Raw genomic sequence first — 24857 nt, forward strand, 5'->3', positions numbered from 1 at the left:
ATGATTCACTGTGAAAATTTGGTTAAAATTTATAAGGCCGCCGATCTTGAAGTTGTGGCTTTGCAAGGGCTTGACCTTCACGTTGAGGAAGGGGAACTGATGGCGATTATCGGAAACAGCGGCAGCGGAAAATCGACGTTGTTGAATATGCTGGGAGGGCTGGATCGGCCCTCAGCAGGTAATCTCCATGTGGATGGGAAGGATTTGTTGAAGTTTAAGGAAGCTGATCTGGTCAAGTATAAAAGGGAAACCGTAGGTTTCGTCTGGCAAAATAATGCGAGGAACCTGATTCCTTATTTGACGGCTTTGGAAAATGTGGAGCTGCCCATCCTTCTCCAAGGGCGACGCAAGCGCCACCGTGCTTTGGATTTGCTGGAAGCTGTAGGCTTAAGCCAACGTAGAAGCAATAAGCTTAATGAGCTCTCTGGCGGGGAGCAGCAGCGTGTCGCTATTGCGATTGCGCTTGCGAATCAGCCCAGGCTTCTACTGGCGGATGAACCCACGGGATCTGTCGATACAAAAATGGCGAATCAGATTCTTGATCTATTTCGTGAGCTGAACCGCAGCTTAGGATTAACCGTTGTGATTGTTACGCATGATCCGCTTTTGGCCAAGAAGGTGGACCGGGTGGTTGCCATTCGGGACGGCAAAACGTCCTCGGAGATTCTAAGGCGCAAGTCCTATCAAGAGGAATTGCTGGAGCTTGAACAGGGCATCCTGGCTGCCGAAGAGGATTCCCATGTGGAATATGCCGTTGTCGATAAAGCGGGCAGACTGCAAATTCCGGCCAATTTCCTCGACTCGATTGGAGCTTCACGGACGAATAAGGTGCGCGTTGCTATGGAGGATGGACGGATCGTCCTGTTACCGCCAGACAAGACATGAAAGGAAACTTGCAGAAACCTTTTGTTCAATGAAACAAGTATAGAAAATAATGCCAGTATGGTATATTGACTAGGACTAGATATTTCCATTAGAATAAATACATAGTATTCCAGTAGGAATTATCGAGTTAATATCCGCGAATCCATCCACCATCCAAGGAGGCATGTGCAATGTCAGATTCAAAACGCCAGTACTTACCGGAAACACTAGCCATTCATGCAGGTCAAGAGATCGATCCTGCAACCAATTCAAGAGCTGTTCCGATTTATCAAACAACGTCTTACACTTTTAACGATACGGACCACGCTGCCAATTTATTTGCGCTCAAAGAGTTTGGTAATATTTATACGCGAATTATGAATCCAACGACCGATGTTTTTGAAAAGCGGATTGCTGCACTGGAAGGTGCCCCAGCGGCTCTTGCCGTAGCGTCCGGGCAGGCTGCTATTACGTTTGCCATTTTGAACATCGCGGAAGCCGGCGATGAAATCGTATCAGCATCTTCCTTGTATGGCGGAACTTATAATTTATTTTCAAATACACTAGCTAAGCTGGGAATTAACGTTAAATTCGTTGACCCAAGCAATCCGGAAAATTTCCGCAGCGCTATTACGGATAAAACAAAAGCGGTTTACGCTGAGTCAATCGGCAATCCCAAAGGTGATATCCTTGATATCGAAGCTGTGGCGGCTATCGCGCATGAGAATGGCATTCCATTGATTGTCGATAATACATTCCCAAGTCCTTACCTCCTAAGACCCATCGAGCACGGTGCTGACATTGTCGTTCACTCGGCAACGAAATTTATTGGCGGCCACGGAACGACGATCGGCGGCGTCATTGTTGACAGCGGCAAGTTCGATTGGGTAGCAAGCGGGAAATTCCCGGGCCTGACGAAGCCTGATCCAAGCTATAACGGTGTTGTCTACACAGACGCGGTAGGACCCATTGCTTATATTATCAAAGCAAGAGTTCAGCTGCTTCGCGACTTAGGTGCCTCACTGTCGCCAAACAGCGCGTTCTTGCTTCTGCAAGGACTGGAGACCCTGCATTTGCGTATGGAACGCCATAGCTCGAATGCCTTGAAAGTGGCTCAATATTTGGAGTCTCATGATGGGGTAGAATGGGTAAGCTATTCCGGACTGGAAAGCCATCCTTCCCATGCGCTTGCCGAGAAGTATTTGCCTAAAGGTCAAGGGGCTATCTTGAGCTTTGAGATCAAAGGCGGCATTGATGCGGGTAAGAAGTTGATTCATTCCGTCGAACTCTTCTCACATTTGGCCAACGTAGGGGATTCCAAGTCACTCATTATTCATCCGGCCAGCACGACGCACGCCCAATTGAATGAACAGGAACAAATTTCGGCAGGCGTGACTCCTGGACTTATACGTTTATCCATTGGAACTGAAGCTATTGAAGATATCATCTATGATCTGGAGCAGGCAATTGCCGCAAGTCAGGCTTAGGCAAACGCTGTGAACCAGAATAAACTTGTAACCAACAACTGTTAGGCATAAAATATGAGAAGGCTGCGATTTAGGCGCAAAACCTAGATGGCAGTCTTTTTTACGTTGAAATTCGACTTCATGCAACTTTTACTGGTGATGAGAAGTCTATTTCAAGTGTAAGTTTTTCAACTTCGAGGAGGCATTCAATTAAAGCATGAACAAAATGACAACATACTCGCTCGCCCTGCTAGTGATATTAGCCATACTAACGGGTTGCGGCAAAGAGAAACCTGTCCCAAGCACGAGTCCAACTGACAGCGCGACGACAACAGCTACGCCCAATACGGCAACTTCCACACCAACACCTGCGGCAACGGCGGCAACTTCGCCGCAAACAAGCGTTAAGCCGGTCCAGAGTCCTTCGGCTTCTCCCAAGGCATCCAGCACGCCTTCCAAAGGCGATGGACTTCAAGTCATTGCCAAGCCGGAAAGTGTAACGGTCCTTGTGAATAAACAATTCTCACTACCTTCGAGTTATGAGCCGACGGATTTGGTCTATCCGGATATCCCCTTTACATTCGCGGAGAAGATTGAAAAACGCAAAATGCGCAGCGTCGCAGCGGAAGCGATCGAAAAGCTGGTTGCGGGCGCGAAAAAGGATGGCGTCAACATAGCGGGTGTCTCGGCTTATCGCTCATATGCCACGCAGAAGTCGCTATTCCAACGTTACGTTCAGAAGGATGGCGAGGAGAAAGCGAAGATGTACAGCGCCGTGCCGGGAACCAGTGAGCATGAAACGGGACTTGCTATCGATGTCTCCGGCAGTGATGGGAAATGTGCCGCGGAAGACTGCTTTGGCGGGACCAAAGAAGCAAATTGGCTGGAGAAGCATGTCCAGGACTACGGATTTGTGATCCGTTATCCCAAGGGGAAAGAGAAAATTACCGGATACCAATACGAGCCATGGCACATTCGATATGTAGGTGTTGATACGGCTAAGGATATGGTTGCCAAAAAGATGACGATGGAAGAGTACTATAATGCGGTGCCTGTAAGCAAGTAAAGTGATGTCGTTATTTTGCACCCTCATCTGTCGCTAATTCGAAATTTATCAAGCTGCTTAGGCATGTTAAAATGAAGCCAAGTCACTTATTTGGAGGTTAACATGATTAAAGTAGCAATGTTAAGTTTTTGGCACGTGCATGCAAGAGACTATGCAAAACAGGTTACTGAGCACAAAGATACCGAGATTGTAGCGGTGTGGGATGAAATTCCTGAGCGCGGACAAGCAGAAGCGTCGCAGCGTGGTGTTGCCTTTTATACGGATCTTGCTGAGTTACTGGCAAATAAGGATATTGACGGCGTCGTTGTAGACACACCGACAAACATGCACCGTGATGTGATGGTTGCCGCTGCCAAGGCGGGTAAACATATTTTTACGGAGAAAGTTATTGCTCCAACGTTACATGAAGTGAATGAGATTTTGGACGCGGTGAATGAAGCTGGTGTAACTTTGACTGTTTCATTGCCGCGTTTGAATCCAACGTATACATTAGCGGTTCAAGAGATTATCGCGAAGGAACTGCTGGGCCAGATTACACTGGTGCGCACGCGTCTATCCCACAATGGCGGCATTTCGACAGATGCGAATCCGAAAGGCTGGCTGCCTGAGCATTTCTATAATGCTGAACAATGCGGGGGCGGCGCGCTAATCGATCTTGGCTGTCATCCGATGTATTTAACTCGCCTATTCTTGGGTCTTCCTGAATCTGTAAGCGCTTCTTATGGCTACGTGACAGGCAGAGAAGTTGAAGATAATGCTGTAGCTACGCTTCAATATGCGAATGGCGCTCTAGGCATCGTAGAAGCTGGTTTTGTAAATGCTCATTCACCATTCGTGATTGAAGTTCATGGTACTGAAGGCAGCGTGCTGTACTCCGATCATGACGGAAGAGTTCTAGTGCGCACAAGAAAAAATGCAGACGCTGGCTGGACAGCCTATGAGAATGGGCCGAAAGAGAGACCTTCTGCTTTTGATCAATGGGTAGCTCACATTCAAAACGGAACAAAAGCCACTGAAAATATTCAATTGGCTGTGGACTTAACGAAGCTGATGGAGGCTTCCAACCGCTCCGCCGGGTCCAAACAACAAGTACGTATTGATTCTCTAGCTCAGTAATAAATCATCTGCATAGAATGGATGGAGGTTCAGCATGAGTCAGCCCTTTTACTTCGAACCGATGCTTGAAAATCCAACGGCTCTTGATCGCTTGGACTTGCGATTTCGGTGGGGTTCTTACGGAATCCGTGTGCTTCGCTGTCATCTGACCTCCTTTCCGGCTGGAACGGTAATCGATTTCCATCATCATTCCGAATTCGAGTTTCATTACATCCCTAGCGGAAAAGGCAAAGTTATCCTGGATGGGGTAACCCATCCTTTGCAAGAAGGGATGCTGTATGTCACAGCTCCAGGTGTTTTGCACCGCCAAGAGGCGGATGAACACGAGAAGATGGATGAGCTGTGTTTGCATGTTGATTTTGTGCGGCTGGAAGAGTCACCGCCGGACGGAGACGCTGGAAGCGAATCGCAGGCTTGGGGCGAAGCGTGGGAGATTGCAGAAGCAGATGCTTGCATCAAGCAGTTAAGCGAGCTTCCGCATCTTCCCGCCTTTGACCGTCAGGAAGCGATGAAATGCTTTCTGGTCGCCTTTGAAGCTTGGCGGGACAACCAGCTCGGCCAGTATACGATCATCAAGCAATCGATTATCCAGATGCTGCTCAGAACCATAGGCGCCTACAAAGCGGATCATCAAGGGCTCGATTTGCCTGCACGCGATATGAAAAGCTACCGCTACCAGCTGGCCGTACAGTTCATCGAAGACAACTTCCGGCGCCCTTTGACACTGGAAGGCGTTGCCGAGCGGCTGCAAATCTCCTCGCGGCAGCTTCAGCGCATCTTTAAAGAACAAGCGAACATTTCATTCAGTGAATATTTGGAGCAGGTTCGTTTAAAGCACGTGTGCACAGAGCTGTTGCAAACGACGATGACCTTGGAGAAAATCGCCGAGAAGAGCGGCTTTGCTTCCAGCAATTATTTGCATTATGTTTTCAAAAAAGCGCATGGCGTCACGCCAAACCGGTATCGTGAGCGCCTGCATGGATAAGAAAAAGGCTGTTTCTGCCGCATCTTAGTTGAGTTCAACTAGGATGCGGCAGGAACAGCTTTTTTTAGTTGGTGAGTCATTAAAGGGAACGGACGATGCCAGGGCCGGGCAGGCCGGACCGGGACCGGGACCGGGGTCCGGGGTCCGGGGTCCGGGGTCTTGCGGCTCGGTAAGGAACTACAGGGCCTTATTTCTGCGAAAGCAGCCCTTTATGCACGGAAGGGGAACTATAGTCCCTTAATTCAACGGATTGGGCTGAAATCACGCTCAAAACGTTGAAATAAGGACCTGTAGTTCCCCAAGAACTTGAAAACGGACCGATTCTGCAGAAATAGTGCCCTCAGGTTCCGCTAATTGTGCAAAAACGGTGCTAGTTTATTCAAAAAGCTTACGCAAGTTCTCCGCATAAGGAGCACGAACGATGCCTTTCTCCGTAATAATCGCCGTTACATATTCGTTCGGTGTGACATCAAAGGCAGGGTTAAACACTTTAACGCCTTGCGGTGCCGTACGTTTGCCGAAGCCTTGCGTGATTTCATCCTCATGGCGTTCTTCAATCGGAATGTCCCCACCCGTAGGTGTGTTCAAATCGATCGTGGAGATCGGGCTTGCCACGTAGAACGGAATCCCATGCGCTTTCGCCAGGACCGCCACGCTGTACGTGCCGATCTTGTTGGCTACATCGCCGTTAGCCGCTACGCGGTCGGTTCCGACGATGACCGCCTGGATCCAACCCTTGGACATGACCGCACCGGCCATGTTGTCACAGATCAGCGTCACGTCGACGCCGGCCTGCTGCAGTTCAAAGGCTGTAAGCCGCGCGCCTTGCAGCACGGGCCGAGTCTCATCCGCGAACACTTTCAGGTTCACGCCTTTTTCCTTAGCCAAGTAGAACGGCGCTAGCGCCGTGCCGTACTTGGCTGTCGCCAAACCGCCGGCGTTGCAGTGCGTCAGCACGCCGAAGCCATCCTCGAACAGCGTCAGCGCGTGTTCGCCGATTTGGCGGTTCGTCTCCTCGTCCTCCGCTTGAATCTTCTGCGCTTCGCCCAAGAGCGCTGCCTTGAAAGCATCTGCGCTAACGCCAGCTGCTGCCAAAACGCCTGCCTGCGCTCTCATCCGATCGAGCGCCCAGAACAAGTTCACCGCTGTCGGACGGGACGTCGCCAGGTAGTCGGCTTGCTTCTGGACTTCCGCCAGAAGCCCATCAACGGCAGCATCCACGTTACGGATGCCCAGATATACACCATACGCGGCGGCGATTCCGATAGCCGGTGCGCCGCGAACTTTCAAGTGACGAATCGCTTCCCACACCTCGATCGGCGTTTCAAGCGGCAAATACACAATCTCTTCTGGCAGCAATCGTTGATCTAACAGATCAAGCTGCTGTCCATTCCAACGCAAGGATTGCAAGGCACCTTGCGCCTCTACATTTTCTAAGTTCGTGTTAGTCATAGAACAAATCCTCTTTCTACTGCTGATTCTTTGGTGACGATGGCAATGAGCTCATCGATTGAAGTTACTTGACGGTTAGCGCGAATGCAGCTTGTGCCGATCGCTAACGCCAAACGCTGAGCGCGTTCTCTAGCGGCGTTATCCTCAATTTTATCAATATCTGCAACATGCGCAAGCCCTACGATACGGCGAACCATTTTTGCTCCGGTGAAGCCTACTGTATCCTGAAGCAGGTTTTTAAGGAAATGATCCTGGTAGCCTGGCGTTTGGAAAACACGATCTACACCATGTTCGTTCCACAAGGCGCGGAAATTCGCCTCAAAATGCGTCCATACCTCTTTCACCGTTTTCAACAAATAAGCGCGGAAAGCTTCGCGGCTTTCGTGATCTTGACTCCACCCTTCTTGTCCGGCAAAGTTGAGAATCAGATTCGCGAGCACAGCCCCGATATCGAAACCCATTGGCCCGTAATATGCGAATTCCGGGTCGATGATTTTCGTGGAATCCGGTTTGATGAAGATACTTCCGGTGTGCAAATCGCCATGAAGCAGCGCTTGCGCGTTCGTCAAAAATTTCTGGCGAAGAATCGCGATTTCCAAGTGAAGCTCGCTGTCCGACCAAAGCTGCTCTGCCGCATCGCGGATAGGGTCTTCAAAACTGTTCGTATCAGCATCACGGTACGGATCGTCGAAAATCAAATCCTCTGTAATTTTGCAAAGCTCCGGATTGATGAAGCGGCCTTGCTGGATTTTCTTTTCCTGTTGATTTTTACCTAGATCCGATGTGAAGAAAAGGGTATTTGCCATAAAGCGGCCGATATGCTCGGCAAACAGCGGATATTCGTTCCGTTCAATTAACCCTCTGCGCATAATGATATGATCGCTTAGATCCTCCATGACCGTCAGCGCGAGATCCGCATCATACGCATAAACATGTGGAACAAGATCCGGAACTAATCCTTCTTCAATAATCAGCGCTTCGCTTTCAATACGTGCCCGATCAAGCGTCAACGGCCAGGATTCTCCGACAACCTTTGCATAAGGAAGGGCTTGTTTCAAAATGATACTTTTTCCTGAAGTCTTTTCTGAGATGCGAAAAACAAGATTTAAGTTGCCGTCGCCGATTTCCTGGCTGGTCAATTCCGATTCCGGCTGGAACAAATCCGGGATTTGACGAGCGTATTCAATCGCTTGAGCTTCACTTAAAGGATGATATGTAGACATGGTTTGCCTCCTAGATAAGTCATTGAAATTAATTCCAACTAGTTTACTGTGTATTAATCGTCTTTCCCTAGTATAAGGCAAAAAGGGGCCGCTTGAAATACTCTCTTCGGAAATGTTGCACAAATTACATAAAATAAGTGCAAAGAACGCACAGTAACGTGTACATGCTCTACCGACAACAACAACTAGGAGGCATTTCTTATGGCAACTACGACCTTAACATCGGCTCAATCCATCCAAACCATTCTCAATAAGCAAATTGCCAATTGGGGCTTGCTTTTTGTGAAGCTCCATAACTTCCACTGGTATGTAAAAGGCAATCAATTTTTTACGCTGCACGTCAAATTTGAGGAACTGTACAATGAAGCGGCTCTGCACATTGATGAACTTGCTGAACGTCTTCTTTCGATTGGCGGCCAACCTGCGGCGACCATGAAAGCCTATATTGAACTGTCTTCCTTGAAAGAAGCGCAAGGAACCGAAACAGCAACCAAAATGGTTGAAGCTGTCATCGAAGATTTCACGATTCTTACCCAAGAGTTAAAAGCCGGTATGCAGGCATGTGAAGAAGTGCAGGACGAAACGACTTCGGACATGCTGTTAGCCATTCAGACTTCATTGGAAAAACATCGCTGGATGCTGCAATCTTTCCTTGGATAGGTTTAAATTACCAACCTCTTTACAATTTCTTTAAGCTGAAAAAACATGCGCCTAACGATACTTCGTTATACTGGGACCAAATTCGCTTTCGGAGGATCTTATGATGATGAAAATCCTGAATGTGCTGCTGGTAATGGCCGCGTGCTTTTTCTTGTTATTCATGGCTTTCGAGGCGGAGTCTCCCGGGAAGAATCAAGACCCAAATCCGATGAAACAGAATCAAACACAGTTTGCCCGTATACAACAATCGTATTACGCCGAAGATGTAAATAAGTAGACTTAGGGATGGCCTGAGAGCCATCCCTTTCTTTTCGCCTATCAAGATGTGTTGTTTTGCTTCTCTAAATTCCTTATAATTAATGAATTATTGGGAGAACAAGGAGTTGGCGTCGGTGGAAAAACCAAAAGCCCTGAAAGAATGGGCTTCGGCTATCAAAGCACTGGAAGACGGCACACAAATTTTTATTATGCGCAAAGGGGGTATAGTTGAAGAAACGAGGGATTTTCAAGTCGAATCGGATGATTTTTTTCTTTATCCTACTTACGAGCATCAGAGAAAAGAGTTACTCAAGGAAAATTATCGAAATGTGATTGACGAAACCTTGGCCCTCTGGAGTGCGCAGGATGATCAGGTCACAATCCGTTCGTATGCCCGGATGATCGAGGATATTGAGATTAGTGATGGAGATCTGCTGAATAAGCTGTATCCTTATCACATTTGGACGGAAAATTTTACGGAAGAAAGATTGAAGTGGAAACGTAAAAATCCGCTGCATCTCATGCTTTTAAGAGTGTATAAACTGGCAGAACCTTTACATATTCCAATTGAGGAAGCCTATATCGGCTGTAAATCATGGATTGCGCTTGGGGCCGAAACACCGCCCGAATCCTCGTTAGTACCGGTTTTGAGCGATGAGGATTTTGCTGCACAGGTTGCTGAAATCAAGCAAACTTTGTCGTAAATAAATGGTTGCATTTTCACAGAATGCCCATCTTTTTCAAGCAATTGCCCTTTCTTGATTTGACATAGTAAGTTATAATAGAATTATTCTAATGAGAATCAATGATAATCATATTTATGATTATTGTTTATCTAGAACATTTAAACATTATGGAGGCTTAATGAAAATGGCAAACTCACCAACATTTACAATAGACGGTCTTAGAGCGAACGTCGAAGGAAAGGAAATTTTGAAAGGGCTGAGCCTTGAAATCAAAGGCGGAGAAGTTCATGCCATCATGGGACCGAACGGTACTGGTAAAAGTACGCTTGCATCCGCGTTGATGGGTCACCCGAAATATGAAGTGACAGAGGGTTCCGTTACTTTAGACGGTGAAGATGTTTTGGAAATGGCGGTTGACGAGAGAGCACGCGCTGGCTTGTTCCTGGCTATGCAATACCCAAGTGAAATCACGGGCGTAACGAACGCTGACTTCTTGCGCAGTGCGATCAACGTGCGCCGTGGCGAAGGCAACGAGATCTCCCTGATCAAGTTTATCCGCCAAATGGAAGCGAAAATGAAACAGCTTGAAATGAACCCTGAGTTCATGCACCGTTATTTGAACGAAGGTTTCTCCGGTGGTGAGAAAAAACGTAACGAAATCCTGCAAATGCTTTTGCTTGAGCCTAAATTCGTTATTCTTGATGAAATTGACTCCGGTTTGGATATCGATGCTTTGCGTATCGTTGCTGAAGGCGTTAACGCTATGCGCAGTGAAGAACGCGGCTTCTTGATCATTACGCATTACCAACGTTTGCTGAACTACGTTAAACCTGATTTTGTACATGTTATGATGCAAGGTCGCATCGTGAAGTCCGGCGGTCCAGAGCTAGCTGAGCGTCTGGAAGCGGAAGGTTACGATTGGATCAAAGAAGAACTCGGCATCGTGGACGAAACAGTTGGCCAAGACGAGGAAGAATTCAAAATCCCAATGAACACGACTGCGCCGAAGTACTAAAGAGAGGAGAGACTTTGATCTTAGGGTCAAAGGTCCTTATATATTAGGAGGAATACCATGAGTACTCAAACACAACTTTCCATTGATTCTAATGCTGTCATCGAGCTCTCCCGCAGCAAGCAGGAGCCGGAGTGGATGACTGCCCTTCGTACAGAAGGGTTGGCGTTAGCGAATTCTTTGGAATTACCTACGCTTGAAAAGACAAGAATTGATCGTTGGAGCATTTCCTCCTACGGTTCCTATAAAACGCAAGCCCCTTTGACTTCCCTTGAGTCTTTACCGGAAGTTGCCCAAGGCCTGACCAATTCAGATAACCTGATCGTTCAACGCAACTCCGGTGTTGTGTTCAGCCAGGTTTCCGAAGAACTCAAAAAGCAAGGTGTTATTTTCACTGATTTGGAGACAGCGATTCGTGACCATGCCGATTTGGTGAAGCCTTACTTCATGAAAGCTGTCGAAGCGAACGAAAATCAAGTGACAGCTCTTCACGCTGCGCTTTGGAACGGCGGTATTTTCATCTACGTGCCAAAAGACGTTCGTGTGGATGTTCCGCTTCAAGCGTTGTTTGTTACGGATGATGCTGAAGCTACATTCGCTCCGCACGTGCTGATCGTTGCTGAGCAATTCAGCTCTGTTTCATACGTAGATAACTTCGTATCCTCCCTATCGGGAGCTGAGCTCGTACAAAACGGTATCGTTGAAGTGTTCGCGAAGCCGGGTGCACGCGTAAATTACGCATCCGTTCACAACTTTGAAGAGTCCGTTACGGACTTAACATACCGCCGCGCTATCCTGGATAATGATGCTAGCATCGCGTGGGTAGTCGGAGAAATGAACTACGGGAATACCATGTCGGATACGACGTCTATTCTGAAAGGCAAAGGTTCTGACTCCGATGCCAAAGTGATCTGTGTAGGTACCCAAGAGCAGAAGCTTAACTTAACGACACGCGCTGTTCACTGGGGCAAAGCTTCCACGAGTGATATGATTACGCGTGCTGTTATGCGAGATGGCGCAACGGCAATCATCAACGGGATTACGAAGATCGAAAAAGGAGCTCAAGGCTGTAACGGCCAACAAACGGAGAAAGTGTTGATGCTTAGCCCGAAAGCTCGTGGAGACGCGAACCCGATCCTTCTCATCGATGAGGATGATGTTAAAGCAGGCCATGCTGCGAGTGTTGGTCAAGTAAATGCCGAGCAAGTGCATTATCTGATGTCCCGTGGTATTACCAAAGAAGAAGCTCAGCGCTTAATCATTTACGGATTCTTGGCGCCAGTCGTTTCCGAAATTCCGATTAAAAGCGTTGAAGAACAGCTGCAAAGCTTAGTGGAGAGGAAGCTGGGACAATGAAAACAGCCGAGATACGTGAACTTTTTCCCATTCTAAAACAAGAAGTGAACGGTCATCCACTGGTGTATTTGGACAGCGCTGCTACATCCCAGAAGCCCATTCAGGTGATTGAGGCACTCAAGCATTATTATGAATGGGACAATGCGAACGTACATCGCGGTGTTCATACCCTAGGTTCCCGGGCAACAGATGCGTACGAAGGAGCACGAGCGAAAGTCGCTAAGTTCATCGGCGCATCCAGCGAGCAAGAAATTATTTTCACCAGAGGCACGACAACAGCCATCAATATTGTGGCAAGCAGCTATGCCAAAGCGGTTTTGCGCGAAGGCGACGAAATCGTCCTCACGCCAATGGAACATCACAGCAATTTGATTCCATGGCAGCAAGCCGCTAAGGCAACAGGCGCCACTTTAAAATATATTCCTTTACAGCCCGACGGATCGATATCCCTGGCAGATGTAGAGAACACAATTACGGACCGTACCAAGATCGTTTCGGTTGTTTATGTGTCCAACGTGCTGGGTGTTATCAACCCTGTCAAAGAGATCGCCCAAATTGCCCACAAACATGGCGCAAAAATGGTGGTTGACGGCGCACAAAGCACTCCGCATATGAAAGTGGATGTGCAGGATTTGGATTGCGACTTTTATGCGCTTTCCGGTCATAAAATGTGTGGACCAACCGGAATTGGGGCATTGTATGGCAAGAAGGCTTTGCTCGAAAACATGGAGCCCGTCGAGTTTGGCGGCGAGATGATCGACCATGTGGATCTATATGAATCGACATGGAAGGAACTGCCTTGGAAGTTCGAAGGCGGAACGCCAATCATCGGAGGGGCCGTTGCCCTTGGCGCGGCGATTGATTTCCTGCAAGAAGTCGGCATGGACAATATTTTCAAACATGATATTCAGCTCACGAATTATGCGATGGAACGTATGACGCAGATCGAGGATCTGACTGTCTATGGACCAGCTAGCAACCGTGCGGGACTTGTTACGTTTAACTTGGGTGATGTTCATCCACATGACGTGGCAACGGTTCTGGATGCAGAGGGAGTAGCTATTCGTGCAGGCCATCACTGCGCTCAGCCTTTGATGAGATGGCTTGAAGTAAGCAGTACGGCTCGTGCCAGCTTTTATCTATACAATACAGAAGAAGATATTGACCGTCTTGTGATGGCCTTACAAAAAACAAAGGAGTACTTCGGCCATGCAATTGGATGATTTATACCGTAGAGTCATTATGGATCACTATAAAACTCCTCGTAACCGGGGGAAATTTGAGTCTGGTGAAGCGGTCACCATCGATCTGAACAATCCAACTTGCGGTGACAAAATTTCGCTGCAAATGCTGGTGGAAGACGGTGTCGTGAAACAGGCGAAATTCACAGGTGAAGGCTGTTCGATCTCGCTGTCTTCCGCATCCATGATGACGGATGCCGTCAAAGGTAAAACGATCGAAGAGGCGCTGAAGATGGCCGAAGATTTTTCTGGCCTGATGAAGGGCGAATCTGTTGAATTTGAATATGAAGATATAGAGGCTCTATCCGGGGTGAATAAATTCCCTGCGCGGATCAAATGCGCAACCCTGGCATGGAATGCACTCCGCAAAGGTATTGAACATACCCAAAAGACCGATAACTAACGCATTTCGCGATCGCATAGAACTTGTTATTGATCTGTAAACCATAACGCTAAGGAGGAAATAACCATGGCAAAACAAATGCCAGATCTCGAAGATTATAAGTATGGTTTCCGAGATGAGCACAAATCGATTTTCCAATCAGGAAAAGGTTTGACTCGTGAAATCGTTGAAGAAATCTCCAGAATGAAGGGCGAGCCGGATTGGATGCTGGAATTCCGTCTGAAATCCTTGGAGCAGTTCTTCAAAATGCCGATGCCTCGTTGGGGCGGCAACATGGATGATCTTGATTTTGATGACATCCAATACTATGTGAAACCGTCCGAGAAACAAGGGAAAACATGGGAAGAAGTTCCTACCGAAATTAAAGAAACATTCGATAAGTTGGGTATTCCGGAAGCCGAGCAAAAGTTCCTTGCCGGCGTATCCGCGCAATACGAATCCGAAGTTGTTTACCACAGCATGCAAAAGGAACTCGAAGATCAAGGCGTTATCTTCACAGATACGGATACTGCTCTTCGTGAACACCCTGAGCTGTTCAAAAAATACTTCGGTACCATCATCCCGCCAAGCGACAACAAATTCGCTGCTCTCAACAGTGCGGTATGGTCCGGTGGTTCCTTTATCTATGTACCAAAAGGCGTTAAATGTGAAGTTCCGTTACAGGCTTACTTCCGTATTAACTCCGAGAACATGGGTCAATTCGAGCGTACATTGATCATTACGGATGAAGAAAGCTTTGTGCACTACGTAGAAGGCTGTACAGCTCCTATCTACAGCACAAACTCGCTTCACAGTGCGGTTGTTGAGATCGTATGTCTCAAAAACTCCCGTGCTCGTTATACAACGATCCAAAACTGGGCACCGAACATCTACAACCTCGTTACCAAACGTGCAGTTGCAGAAGAAGGGGCTACAATGGAGTGGGTCGATGGTAACATCGGTTCCAAGCTGACTATGAAGTACCCGGCAGTTGTATTGAAAGGTCGCGGCGCGAAAGGGATGGTTCTTTCCATCGCTGTAGCCGGCAAAGGGCAACACCAAGATGCAGGCGCGAAAATGACGCATCTGGCTCCGGATACAACATCAACAATCGTATCCAAATCGATCTCCAAACACGGCGGTAAAGTAACATACCGCGGTCTGGCTTCCTTCGGACGCAACTCCCAAGGATCCAAAGCGAATATCAAATGTGATACGTTGATTCTCGATAACGAGTCAACATCCGATACAATTCCTTACAATGAAATCATGAACGATAACATTACGCTTGAGCATGAAGCTACGGTATCCAAGGTTTCTGAGGACCAATTGTTCTACCTCATGAGCCGTGGTTTGACGGAAGCAGAAGCAACGCAAATGATCGTTATGGGCTTCATTGAGCCATTCACCAAAGAACTTCCAATGGAATATGCCGTGGAAATGAACCGTCTCATCAAGTTCGAGATGGAAGGTTCGATCGGTTAAGATTTGACGAAGCGTGCCCGATGTATCGGGTACGCTTTTTTGTGCGTCTGCTTTCCAACAAGCTCCATGCATTTCTAGACATGGCTAACGTATATTTATTTCGCACAATTCTCACCCTATAGAGGATCATAATGTGTCCCTAAAGGAGAGAAGTGAAGGTATGTGGAAAAGGCTGAAACTTGCAGCAATCGGGAGTATGGCTGTCGTCCTTGCGACAACAACAGCTTGTGGGAAGGATAATGCGGCCCCTAATCACTCAGCACCAACACCGAACGGAGTGACACAATCAGGTGCAGGCACAGCGATGCCGCACAGCTTGTCGCAAGCAGGTAACGGGATAACGAAATTAGGCAATGACGATGCTGTTTTACCTATTAAAATGATCAACAATGTCAAGTATGTAGCAGCCAATCAACTCATTCAAACCTTGAAGTTTCAATCCGAGTGGGAAGCAGGAGCACAGAAGCTGCTAATTGGCGATAATGACGCGAGTTTTGAATTATCGGCAAATTCCAAAAAGGCGATGAAAGACGGAGCAGAAATCCATGTAGGAGAGCCATTCGTCAAAGAAGGCGATGCCCTCTACTTGCCTGTCTCGGCCATAGCGGACTTATTCCAAGACGAGATGTCGTATGATGTTAGTGGCAATCAATTAAATATACATCCCTCGCCCGGTGCTCAGCTTGAGAATGAAGATTCTCCTGACCCTAGCGCGGATATCCCTGAGCTTGCATTTGCAGACGATCCGAATGATCCTTTCAAAGACAACACAGCGCATGGAGCGAACCCAGCCTCATTTGGAATACAGCTCAACGACGATCTACAAGTATGGGCATCTTCTGAAGAGAAAGCAATTCCGGTTCTGAAAAATATCAACATTAATGCGTTGATCAGCAAAGGTGAGCAGTACGAAGGGGTTAAATATAAATTTGGCACAGGGCCTTATCCTCAAACTGGAAAATTTGATTGCTCAACGTTTACCCAATACGTGTATGGTAAATACAGCGTTAAGCTTCCAAGGTTGGCGCGAGAACAAGCAGGGCTTGGGAATCTAGTTAGCCGCAAATCTTTGAGGAAAGGGGATTTGATGTTTTTCTATGTCCCGGGCCGCTTCAAAACAAATAAAAAGGTCGGACATGTGGGGATTTATATTGGCAATAAGAGAATGCTCCATGCCTCCCCACAGCCGAAGAATGGCGTTCAGATCAGTAATATCGATAAAGCGTACTGGAAAAAAACATTTCTGCGAGCAAAACGTGTTGTAACTTAAAGCATTCAAGTCTATCCTTTAGGGGTAGGCTTTTTTTATTTTTGGCCATTATGAAACAAAAGGCCGGTTCATGCGTTTTATCTAGTAGGAAGTCATCGATGAAGGAGGAGGAAACCGAATGACAATTACACTTTTCGAAAAATTGGCCGATGGACAGCTTTTGAAAATTAGTGAACGTCCATGGGATGAAAAGCTGATGCAGGCTCTAGATGCAGCGAATTATGTGCTCATTGGCGGCAAGGAATATGAAATGATTGAAGGAAGATTGAATTTAGATTTGAATGTGTTTGAGCTTCTATTGGTTGCAATGGGTTCTGAAGGGGGAGGGAACAAGCAGTGAAAAGACCGCTCAAGGTATTTTCAGCTTCGATAAGTCTGGTATTAGTCGGACAACTGCTGCTGTTGCCAGTTAATGCCGCGGAGACGCCGGCACCGAACACAGCCTCTTCCAAGCTGGTCGAATGGTCGACCGATGAAGTGAAATCTTATTTTGACCCAGCCGTTGACTGGAATTTACCTGTTCCTCCGGCAGCAGGCAACGCATCGCCAACGCCTTCTCCAACGCCGACTGCAGGCAGCGGTTCAACGGGAGGCAGCACAGCCCCTATCATTGTTAATAACTATGGTGGAGGCAGTGGGTTTGGATGGGATGATTTGCTGCTATATCATCTTATTTTCAACAGCCCAAGTCCTTATTCCTCAAGTAACTGGGGGAGCAGCCATCGTTCTTATTACTATCGTTCTAATACCCCTTATGTGACAAAAACATATCAACCAAGCTCGTTCTCCAATCGATCAACGACCAAAGCGCCAACGACATCAAGCGGAACGGGAACCTTTACCACCAATAAGTCATCTTCATCTAACACGAAATCGGGAACAACAGGAAGTACAGGAAGTACAAAAAGTACAGGTAGTACAGGTAATGTAGGAAGCACAGGGAATACAGGCTCCGTTAGCAGCTCAGGCACGAGCAGCGGTACAACTTCAAGCTCGAAATCTACATCAACTTCAACTGGCAGCATTGGCGGCAAATCTAGCGGTTTCAGCTCCCCTTCCAGCTCAGGAGGTTAACACTGTGGTTTTCGAAGTCGTAGGCACGCCAGCTCTGGATAGAGAGCATCGCGTTCAACAACTATATGAGCTTGGCTTCACATGGGCTAATCTGGAAGATGAAGCGTACTGGATTGATCAGTTAGTCCTTCTGGAACAATCAACTTATAACGAGCTAATTCTCGCGGCAAATTTTTTGTGGCGCGTCTTTGATAAAGCTGTTCGTTACGTGAAAGGGAACAGGCTGTTATACCAACAGTTGTCGATTCCCGATGTGCTTTGGGATGGACTTGATCGGCTGGAACTGAATGACATAGGGGCTATAAGCCGTTATGCAAGATTTGATTTCACCGTGGATCAACAGGGCGGAATCAAGCTCTTAGAGCTAAATGCAGACACTCCTACCGGCTATGTGGAAGCAGCAATTGCGACACCTTGGTTGTGTGAACAAAAAGGTTACGCCTCCCCAAACACGGAGATGAAGGACCTGGTCCGTGCTGCATGGGCCATTGAGGCGCCCGATTTCGCAGCATGTATAGCCTATGGCCAGCATGCCGAAGATACAGGAACAATTGATGCGCTCGTTGCTCATAGCGGGAGAAATATGACGTGTGTCGATTGTCTGGATTTGTGGATTGACGAGGGAATCGTTAAGGTCGGAGAACAACAAAACATTTCCCGGATGTTCGCGCTGTATCCAAAAGAATGGATGGGTGTTGATGACGGGGGAGAGGCGCTCTCTTATGCGATTGAAGAACAATTCATCGAATTGTTTAATTCTTTGCATGCGGTTATCTTGCAATCCAAAGGGCTGCAAGCCATTGTCTGGGGATTACACACGGATAACGCAGCGTTGTTCACCGCGGATGAGCATAAGGCGATAGCTGCTTATATGCTGCCTACCTTTTTTTCTCCCGAGTTATCAGGGGATTATGTGTCCAAATCGATGTTTGGAAGAGAAGGAGGCTCCGTTGAACTATACGACGCTGAGGGGGAGCTTGAGATCAAAGACGAAGTCGGCTTTGATACCAGTGTCTTTTTTAAACGGATTTATCAGCAAAGAGCTGACTTGCCCGAGTTAACTTTTACTCACGGAAATAGACATTTATTAACGGGGCTGTTTGTATTGAACGGAACACCTTGTGGACTTTTAGGGCGAGCTGGCGGGAAAATTACAGGCAATGCAAGTCAATTTGTACCGATTGGAGTGAAAATACCTTGAAACAAAGACGATTCTGGCTTATGGCGTCCATTGTCCTGGTCGTCATTCTGATGATCTGGGGCATTAGCAGCCTGTTCAATAAGAAGCCTTCTGTCTTAAGCAAACCAGCTGTTGGAAGCTCGGCAGCGGCAAATGTTAGCGGCATGAATGGCGATGTGCCTTGGGATTATCAGGTGCAGCAAGCAAAAGTCGGGGATTTGCTCGACGGAGATATGGTTTTGCTGCCGAACAACGAGCGCATATCGAATGATCAGAACTTTGCAACCGGCGATCAAATCTATGTGCTTAGTTATATGCAGGCAACGATGACAACGGACAGCCAAGGGAAAAACGACGTGACACTTTCGCAATGGAAACCGATTAAGACGTTCAAAACCAAGGAAGAAGCCGATAAAGATTTGGCAGAACTGAAAGTTGAAATTAAGACGGATGTGAAGCTGATCGGTGTTTATAAAACGGAGCTGGATGGCAAATTCCGCTATTTCGCAGTGGCAGATCTGCCGACAGGGCAAAAAGTGAAACAGCCAATCCCTGAAGATCGTTATGCAAGCTTTAAAAACAAGAAGGAAGTTCAGGTTATTTTAGAGGAAGTACACGATTACAGCAATTATGATCAAGCTATGGCGAAGTTCCGGGGGTGGGCAGAATGATAGTATTAAATATTGTGATCAGTTTATTTGTCATAGTCCTGCTGCAATTTGCAGGGATGTATGTCTTTAGTTTAATGACGCCCTACCGCGATATGGAAGAAATAAACAAAGGAAATGTAGCCGTCGGAATCACGATGGGCGGTAAGTTTATAGCAACTGCCATCGTGCTGGCGATTGCCGCATATAGCAATTCATCGATCTGGCACATGAGCTTGTGGTTTGCGGTAGGTTACGTCTGTTTGTTAGCGACTTATTGGGTGTTTGATTGGTTAACGCCTGGCGTTAAGCTATCCGATCAGTTAAAAGACGGCAATGTAGCCGTCGGTACATTGCTGGCTGCCGTCTATATCGGTATTGCACTAGCAATAAGCTCTCTAATCATCTAAAGAGCGGTTAAATCGCAATGGTTGCAATTTCGACGTCGCGAAGCTGCGAAAGATCCAGGAATTGATTATTGATTTTGATTAGCGGGCGGAAAAAGTCGGTAGGATTGGTCAATACGATTGTACCGACTCGTCCGTCGCTAAGGGACACTTTTTTCCCAATAAAGTTAGGAATCATGTTACGAATAAATACCTGCGTGATTTTCGGATCAAGCTGTCCGAAGCTCATCCGGTGAAGTTCCTTAAGAACGAACAAGAGGTCACGCTTATCTTGGTATACGCGCTTGCTGATCATTGCGCTATAAACGTCTGCAACGGCAACAATGAGTGAATAAGTATGTATTTCCGTGCTTTTTTTGCGTAACGGATAGCCATTGCCGTCCAAGCGCTCATGATGTTGTAAAGCTACCAGCGCCAGTGTGTTGTCTTTCAAAGAGTTTTTGATGATTTCGTACCCGTAGATGGTATGTTTTTGAATCTCATTGAACTCGTCATTCGTCAGCTTGCCAGGTTTAGATAAGATTTCCTGCGGAATTTTACACTTTCCTACATCGTGCAAATAGCCGGCTTTGCCAATGGTAAGAGCTTCTTTTTCACTTTTGTTCATCCATTTGGCAATATAGTAGGAGAGCATACCGACTTGTACACTATGTTGAAAAGTGTAATCATCTTGGCTGTTTAATGAAAGCAGCAAGGAAACGACGTCATTTTCTTCCTCAAAGCTCGCAATTAAGGGATTGAAAGCGGATTCTATCATCTCGTTGGAAAGAACATCCCCGCTTTTAGCAGAGTGGAATATGTCTTTGATGCCAGTGATGCAATCATGAAAAGAATTAATTTGAGCCGGCTTTACTTTCGGTGATCCCGCCGGCTCACTTTCTGTTTCGTTAACCCTCGGCGCAATATCCACATATTCCACATTATGGCGATTAAGCATCATGATGTCGCCCGCATCAACCACGGTACCTGCTGATAGAAGATGAAGTCCTTTTGTATTGTAGGAATCGGAAATCAGTTTATCACCAACAATTAGTTGAAGTACGTGTATATGCATTGAAATTCCTCTCCCAGTCCTATATTCGTGTAGGTATATTGTAATACTACATCCCTATATAACGGCTGTAAAGACTTTTGGCTTGAATTAAATCATCCGTTCCTTGAACAAGGACGCGACCATCCGGGAAAATAACCATATACAAATCTGGGCCAGCCTGGAACTTCAAGAGGAACCGGTTTCGCTCAACCGCGCCTAGTGGTCTTAAGCGCTCTTCCCAGTATTCAAGCGGCTTGGCAGCCGGAAGAACAGGATGGATCTGAACGGAATTACGACCGCATAAGGATTGAATGGTGTCACTGTCCACGTCAGTCTCCAAGTAGTCGTACTGTTTGCTCGCACAGGCAGGGCAATCCGCTTTTAGGGCGCTGGTCACGTTAATCGCGGAGTGCTGATTGAACCAAAGGTCCCACTGCTGCATCCGGAGATTCAGCTGCTCAGTAGCGCCAATTAGTAGTTTAAGAGCTTCAGTTGCTTGGAATGAAGCGACGACATGAATAATTCCGCCTATGACACCTGCTGTATCGCAGGTTTCTGTTGTGCCCGCAGCGGGAGCTTGGGTGAACAAACAACGCAGACATGGCGTCTGTCCCGGTAGAATCGTCAAAGAGACGCCTCTTGAGGCAACGGCACCGCCATAAATCCACGGAATCCCCAATTTGATACTCACATCGTTGATAAGGAAGCGAACGGAGAAGTTATCCGTACCATCTAAAATTAAATCTACATCCCCTAGCAAGTCTTCAGCATTCGTGGCGTTGAGATCCATGACATGAGGTTCGATTGTAACCAATGAATTTACCAACTGCAATCGTTTGGCTGCGGCAATAGCCTTGGGCGTCATTGTCGCCGCATCTTCTTCGTCGTACAACATTTGCCGTTGCAAATTGCTTGCTTCTACAAAATCGCGATCAATCAAACGAACATATCCAACCCCGGCGCGCACCATATGGTTGGCAAGCACTGTGCCAAGAGCGCCCATACCAACGATGGCGACACGGCTGCCCATTAGTTTGCGCTGCCCTTCCAGACCGATAGGGGAGAACAACACTTGTCTTGAATAACGCGCATCTACACCATTTTCCTGCTCCGTATATAAAAAGGTATCCACGTAAGTCATCTCCAGTTCTATCTATTCCTTACTTGTCGTTTGAAGCGGGTTCCAGGGGCCTGTTTGACTGCCCTTCCATTCCGATCCATCTTCCCAAATTTCTTTTTTCCATATGGGTACAATTTGTTTCAATCGTTCTATGGCGTAGCGGCTTGCTTCGTAGCAGCTTTCCCGGTGAGGGGAAGAAACGGCAATCACGACGCTGGCTTCTGCAATCGCCACCTTGCCCAGTCGGTGGGTAATCGCACTAAGCGTTCCCGGCCAACGGTCGACTATTTCTTGACCGATTGCTTCCATTGTTTTGATCGCCATAGGCACATAGGCTTCATACTCCAAGAGGACTGTGCGCTGCCCGTGCGTCATCTCTCTCGTAGTCCCAATGAAGAGGAGCGAAGCCCCATGATTGGGATGGTTGACTTTGGCGGCAACTTGTCCGGCATCTATCGAGTCGTAGGTTATTTCATATAAGGCGGGCTGCCCTCCGGACACAGGCGGTATGAGAGCAAGCTCATCAGCAGAAGTGACCCAATCGGTCTCGCCTGCGTAAGCTTGATTTTTAGCGAAAAAACAGGTTTGCAGCTGTGAAGCTGCGGCCGGATGCTTATCCGTGATCAGTTTTCTGAGATCCTCGATGGAAATGGCATCTTGGTCAATCGTAATATGTAGGACGGAAGTCCCGAAAAGTTCAACAAGTCCTGCGAAAAGTTGGATGTTTATATTCACAATTTTGCTCCTAAATGCTTAGTGTGAGATTCCCTTACAGCATATCATATTTTGACCAAGGAATGGTATAATGGATAGGGCCTTGGGAAAAGCAAAAATGAGCTTATCGGATGAAAGGAGAATGGTCAGGATGCAAGCAGATTTACGCATACAAGTGTCAGACCCCCATCTAACTAATGAAACATTTACTGTACAAGAACTCGTTGATCTGGCGGAGATGAAATTGGCGCTTGAGGACCGTGTTCCGAATGTTTCAGGGGATGCCTTTGATTTAAAAGCCTGGTACCGCAGCTGGAAAACCAGTCGTGGCGGACAAGCTGAAAGCGAGCCTACGCATGTAAAGGTCGAAGCCGTTGATGAATTTCAGGCTTTAATGTCGTGGTCGGAAGTAGACTCAGCTCTTATTCTCTACGCCCAAGACGATGAACCTTTGAAAAAGGGGTACCCGATTCGCCTGTATGTGCCGGATGGAAGCAGTGAATGCCTTAATGTCAAAAGCGTTGTACATATCTGGTTTCTACATGATGCTACACTAGGCCAAGAAGCCACCTTTGGATTTAAAAATAAAGTAACACTCGATGAGTTGAAAATTAAAAAATGAGACGACTCCTGATTTTACATACGAATGATTTGCACAGCCATTTTGAGATGATGCCCAAAATTAGCGCCTATTTTAACCAAGCCCGCCGGGACTGGCCCTCCGATCAAGTGTTGACGCTGGATATTGGCGATCATATGGACCGGATGAGCCCGGAGACAGAAGGTACCAATGCCATTGCCAATGTGGAGATTATGAACGCAACCGGCTATGATGCGATGGTGCTTGGCAATAACGAGGGGCTGACGTTTACGCCGGACTTTTTAAGAAATGTTTTCAGAGAGAAAGCGCGTTTTCCTGTTCTTGGAAGTAATATTTACGAAAGAGCAACCCACTTGACTCCGGATTGGCTGCTGCCTGCATTGACCATTGAAAAGTCCGGTTTAAAGATCGGAATTATCGGCGTGACAGCGGCTTATCCGGCTTATTATGAGCTGCTCGGTTGGGATGTGACAGATCCTTACGAAGCTGTGAAGAATCTCACGGAGCAGCTGCGTCCTCACACGGACCTCATCGTGGTCATGTCACATCTCGGTCTGCCGATGGATCGGCGCCTAGCGGAAGGGATCGAGGGCATCGATGTGATCCTTGGCGGCCATACGCATCATGTTCTGGAGGAGCCGCTCCTGATCAGCGGCACCTATCTGGCTGCGGCCGGCAAGTTCGGGCAGTATGCCGGCCACATCGAGCTGGCCTACGATCCGGCGCAGCGCCGGATCGTCCAGTTCCAGAGCCGCGTCGTCCCGATGACGACGGCCAGCGAAGATGACAGCAGCGTAGCAACGCTGCTGGAACGCTTTCGCATCGCCGGCGCAGCGGCGTTGGATGAAGAAGTGGCGCAGCTGCGGGAACCGCTGCGCCTGGATTGGTACGGCGAATCCCCGCTGGGCAACTTGCTTGCCGCCGGGATTCGGCGCTGGACCAGCGCCGATATCGGGCTGGTCAACAGCGGCCAGCTCCTTCAGGGACTGAAGGAGGGGCGCTTGACGCGCGGCAGATTGCTGGACATCTGCCCGGGGCCGATCAACCCGTGCCGCATGCTGCTTAGCGGCGCGGACTTGCTGCAGGCGCTCGAGGAGTCGCTGCTGCCTGAATTCATGGAGAAGCCGATTCGGGGACTCGGCTTCCGGGGCGAAGTGCTGGGCGCGCTTAGCGTCGACGGTCTCACGGTCGAGTGGGACAGTTCTCGCGCGCCTTATGAACGTATCCTCGCCGTGCATGTAGGCGGGGAGCTTTTGGACCTTGGCCGTGACTATGTCGTGGGCACGATCGATATGTTTACGTTCGGATCGGGCTACTTATCCTTAAGTCGAGGGAAAGACGTGGTATACATGCTGCCGGAGTTTATCCGTGACGTGCTGGCCCGCGAAGTGACGGATCGTGAGGCGATGGCAGGCAGCCACAAAGCAAGATTTATTGACAAAATGTCCTTCGATGCAAGGGGATAGATCGCGCATTTCGTCAATAAAGTTGTCAGATCGTACATGTTCCAAGTAAAATAAATAATTGGACAGGAGTCCGACCATAAACTCTACCTTTTA

General features: G+C 47.7%; 26 protein-coding genes. 21 read left to right on the forward strand and 5 right to left on the reverse strand.

From position 1 onward, the window contains the following. The 5 genes from AC3WTJ_RS20540 to AC3WTJ_RS20560 all read left to right on the forward strand — a co-directional run bounded on the left by AC3WTJ_RS20540 (position 1) and on the right by AC3WTJ_RS20560 (position 5497). Entirely contained in the window at positions 1 to 885 is an 885-nt protein-coding gene (locus AC3WTJ_RS20540) for an ABC transporter ATP-binding protein (RefSeq protein WP_492523424.1), read from the forward strand. A gap of 170 nt (positions 886 to 1055) precedes the next feature. Continuing rightward, positions 1056 to 2351, forward strand: coding sequence for a homocysteine synthase (locus AC3WTJ_RS20545; protein WP_492523425.1), 1296 nt, complete (start codon positions 1056 to 1058; stop codon positions 2349 to 2351). A 196-nt stretch (positions 2352 to 2547) separates the two neighbouring features. Further along, entirely contained in the window at positions 2548 to 3396 is an 849-nt protein-coding gene (locus tag AC3WTJ_RS20550) for a M15 family metallopeptidase (RefSeq protein ID WP_492523426.1), read from the forward strand. A 102-nt stretch (positions 3397 to 3498) separates the two neighbouring features. Then, entirely contained in the window at positions 3499 to 4512 is a 1014-nt protein-coding gene (locus AC3WTJ_RS20555; RefSeq protein WP_492523427.1) for a Gfo/Idh/MocA family protein, read from the forward strand. A 34-nt stretch (positions 4513 to 4546) separates the two neighbouring features. Next, the gene (locus AC3WTJ_RS20560) at positions 4547 to 5497 is read left to right on the forward strand and encodes a cupin domain-containing protein (protein WP_492523428.1); all 951 of its coding nucleotides are present in this window, start codon (positions 4547 to 4549) and stop codon (positions 5495 to 5497) included. 375 nt (positions 5498 to 5872) lie between these two features. On the opposite strand, the gene mtnA is transcribed toward AC3WTJ_RS20560, so the two are convergent. Both mtnA and mtnK read right to left on the reverse strand, forming a co-directional pair. Continuing rightward, on the reverse strand, positions 5873 to 6949 hold the full coding sequence (mtnA, locus tag AC3WTJ_RS20565) for an S-methyl-5-thioribose-1-phosphate isomerase (RefSeq protein WP_492523429.1): 1077 nt from the start codon (positions 6947 to 6949) through the stop codon (positions 5873 to 5875). Continuing rightward, positions 6946 to 8172, reverse strand: coding sequence for an S-methyl-5-thioribose kinase (gene mtnK, locus AC3WTJ_RS20570; protein WP_492523430.1), 1227 nt, complete (start codon positions 8170 to 8172; stop codon positions 6946 to 6948). Before mtnK ends, mtnA begins: the two co-directional genes overlap by 4 nt. Before the next feature lie 201 nt (positions 8173 to 8373). Here mtnK and AC3WTJ_RS20575 point away from each other — a divergent pair, with 201 nt between their 5' ends. The 14 genes from AC3WTJ_RS20575 (at position 8374) to AC3WTJ_RS20640 (ending at position 19833) form a co-directional block, all read left to right on the forward strand. Beyond that, positions 8374 to 8832: a Dps family protein gene (locus AC3WTJ_RS20575; RefSeq protein WP_127458389.1), complete on the forward strand. Its 459-nt coding sequence runs from the start codon at positions 8374 to 8376 to the stop codon at positions 8830 to 8832. Between the two features lie 100 nt (positions 8833 to 8932). Continuing rightward, on the forward strand, positions 8933 to 9109 hold the full coding sequence (locus tag AC3WTJ_RS20580; protein WP_157323045.1) for a hypothetical protein: 177 nt from the start codon (positions 8933 to 8935) through the stop codon (positions 9107 to 9109). A 115-nt stretch (positions 9110 to 9224) separates the two neighbouring features. Next, entirely contained in the window at positions 9225 to 9794 is a 570-nt protein-coding gene (locus AC3WTJ_RS20585) for a DUF1802 family protein (protein WP_492523431.1), read from the forward strand. 166 nt (positions 9795 to 9960) lie between these two features. Next, the gene (gene sufC, locus AC3WTJ_RS20590; RefSeq protein ID WP_127458391.1) at positions 9961 to 10791 is read left to right on the forward strand and encodes a Fe-S cluster assembly ATPase SufC; all 831 of its coding nucleotides are present in this window, start codon (positions 9961 to 9963) and stop codon (positions 10789 to 10791) included. 57 nt (positions 10792 to 10848) lie between these two features. Next, on the forward strand, positions 10849 to 12144 hold the full coding sequence (gene sufD / locus AC3WTJ_RS20595; RefSeq protein WP_492523432.1) for a Fe-S cluster assembly protein SufD: 1296 nt from the start codon (positions 10849 to 10851) through the stop codon (positions 12142 to 12144). Then, complete coding sequence (locus tag AC3WTJ_RS20600) at positions 12141 to 13367, forward strand: cysteine desulfurase (protein WP_492523433.1); 1227 nt, start codon at positions 12141 to 12143, stop codon at positions 13365 to 13367. Before sufD ends, AC3WTJ_RS20600 begins: the two co-directional genes overlap by 4 nt. Beyond that, entirely contained in the window at positions 13354 to 13788 is a 435-nt protein-coding gene (sufU, locus tag AC3WTJ_RS20605) for a Fe-S cluster assembly sulfur transfer protein SufU (protein WP_127458394.1), read from the forward strand. Before AC3WTJ_RS20600 ends, sufU begins: the two co-directional genes overlap by 14 nt. 66 nt (positions 13789 to 13854) lie before the next feature. Further along, a complete protein-coding gene (gene sufB / locus AC3WTJ_RS20610) occupies positions 13855 to 15252 on the forward strand; it encodes a Fe-S cluster assembly protein SufB (protein WP_127458395.1) in 1398 nt (465 codons plus the stop codon). Between the two features lie 160 nt (positions 15253 to 15412). Further along, a complete protein-coding gene (locus tag AC3WTJ_RS20615) occupies positions 15413 to 16522 on the forward strand; it encodes a C40 family peptidase (protein WP_492523434.1) in 1110 nt (369 codons plus the stop codon). Positions 16523 to 16640: 118 nt separating this feature from the next. After that, entirely contained in the window at positions 16641 to 16862 is a 222-nt protein-coding gene (locus AC3WTJ_RS20620) for a hypothetical protein (protein WP_492523435.1), read from the forward strand. Continuing rightward, positions 16859 to 17596, forward strand: coding sequence for a hypothetical protein (locus AC3WTJ_RS20625; RefSeq protein ID WP_492523436.1), 738 nt, complete (start codon positions 16859 to 16861; stop codon positions 17594 to 17596). Before AC3WTJ_RS20620 ends, AC3WTJ_RS20625 begins: the two co-directional genes overlap by 4 nt. A 4-nt stretch (positions 17597 to 17600) precedes the next feature. After that, positions 17601 to 18797, forward strand: a complete 1197-nt coding sequence (locus AC3WTJ_RS20630) for a glutathionylspermidine synthase family protein (protein ID WP_492523437.1) — start codon at positions 17601 to 17603, stop codon at positions 18795 to 18797. Next, positions 18794 to 19447 carry a signal peptide protein gene (locus AC3WTJ_RS20635; protein WP_492523438.1) on the forward strand — a complete coding sequence of 218 codons (654 nt, stop codon included), beginning with the start codon at positions 18794 to 18796 and terminating at the stop codon, positions 19445 to 19447. The genes AC3WTJ_RS20630 and AC3WTJ_RS20635 overlap by 4 nt, the downstream gene beginning before the upstream one ends. Continuing rightward, entirely contained in the window at positions 19444 to 19833 is a 390-nt protein-coding gene (locus AC3WTJ_RS20640) for a DUF350 domain-containing protein (protein ID WP_492523439.1), read from the forward strand. Before AC3WTJ_RS20635 ends, AC3WTJ_RS20640 begins: the two co-directional genes overlap by 4 nt. A 7-nt stretch (positions 19834 to 19840) precedes the next feature. Here AC3WTJ_RS20640 and AC3WTJ_RS20645 read toward each other — a convergent pair whose 3' ends face one another. Genes AC3WTJ_RS20645 through AC3WTJ_RS20655 form a run of 3 tightly spaced genes read right to left on the reverse strand, consistent with a single transcriptional unit; the run spans position 19841 to position 22718 of the window. Beyond that, positions 19841 to 20884 (reverse strand): HD-GYP domain-containing protein, encoded by a 1044-nt coding sequence (locus tag AC3WTJ_RS20645; RefSeq protein ID WP_492523440.1) that lies wholly within the window; start codon positions 20882 to 20884, stop codon positions 19841 to 19843. Positions 20885 to 20930: 46 nt separating this feature from the next. After that, positions 20931 to 22004 (reverse strand): ThiF family adenylyltransferase, encoded by a 1074-nt coding sequence (locus AC3WTJ_RS20650; RefSeq protein WP_492523441.1) that lies wholly within the window; start codon positions 22002 to 22004, stop codon positions 20931 to 20933. A 12-nt stretch (positions 22005 to 22016) separates the two neighbouring features. After that, positions 22017 to 22718 (reverse strand): molybdenum cofactor biosynthesis protein, encoded by a 702-nt coding sequence (locus AC3WTJ_RS20655; protein ID WP_492523442.1) that lies wholly within the window; start codon positions 22716 to 22718, stop codon positions 22017 to 22019. A gap of 130 nt (positions 22719 to 22848) precedes the next feature. Here AC3WTJ_RS20655 and AC3WTJ_RS20660 point away from each other — a divergent pair, with 130 nt between their 5' ends. Together AC3WTJ_RS20660 and AC3WTJ_RS20665 are read left to right on the forward strand one after the other, a co-directional pair. Then, the gene (locus AC3WTJ_RS20660) at positions 22849 to 23319 is read left to right on the forward strand and encodes a molybdopterin-binding protein (protein WP_492523443.1); all 471 of its coding nucleotides are present in this window, start codon (positions 22849 to 22851) and stop codon (positions 23317 to 23319) included. Beyond that, positions 23316 to 24764, forward strand: a complete 1449-nt coding sequence (locus AC3WTJ_RS20665; protein WP_492523444.1) for a bifunctional metallophosphatase/5'-nucleotidase — start codon at positions 23316 to 23318, stop codon at positions 24762 to 24764. Before AC3WTJ_RS20660 ends, AC3WTJ_RS20665 begins: the two co-directional genes overlap by 4 nt. The last annotated feature ends 93 nt before the right edge of the window (positions 24765 to 24857 follow it).

The sequence above is a fragment of the Paenibacillus sp. FW101-FHT12H11 genome (assembly GCF_058790355.1).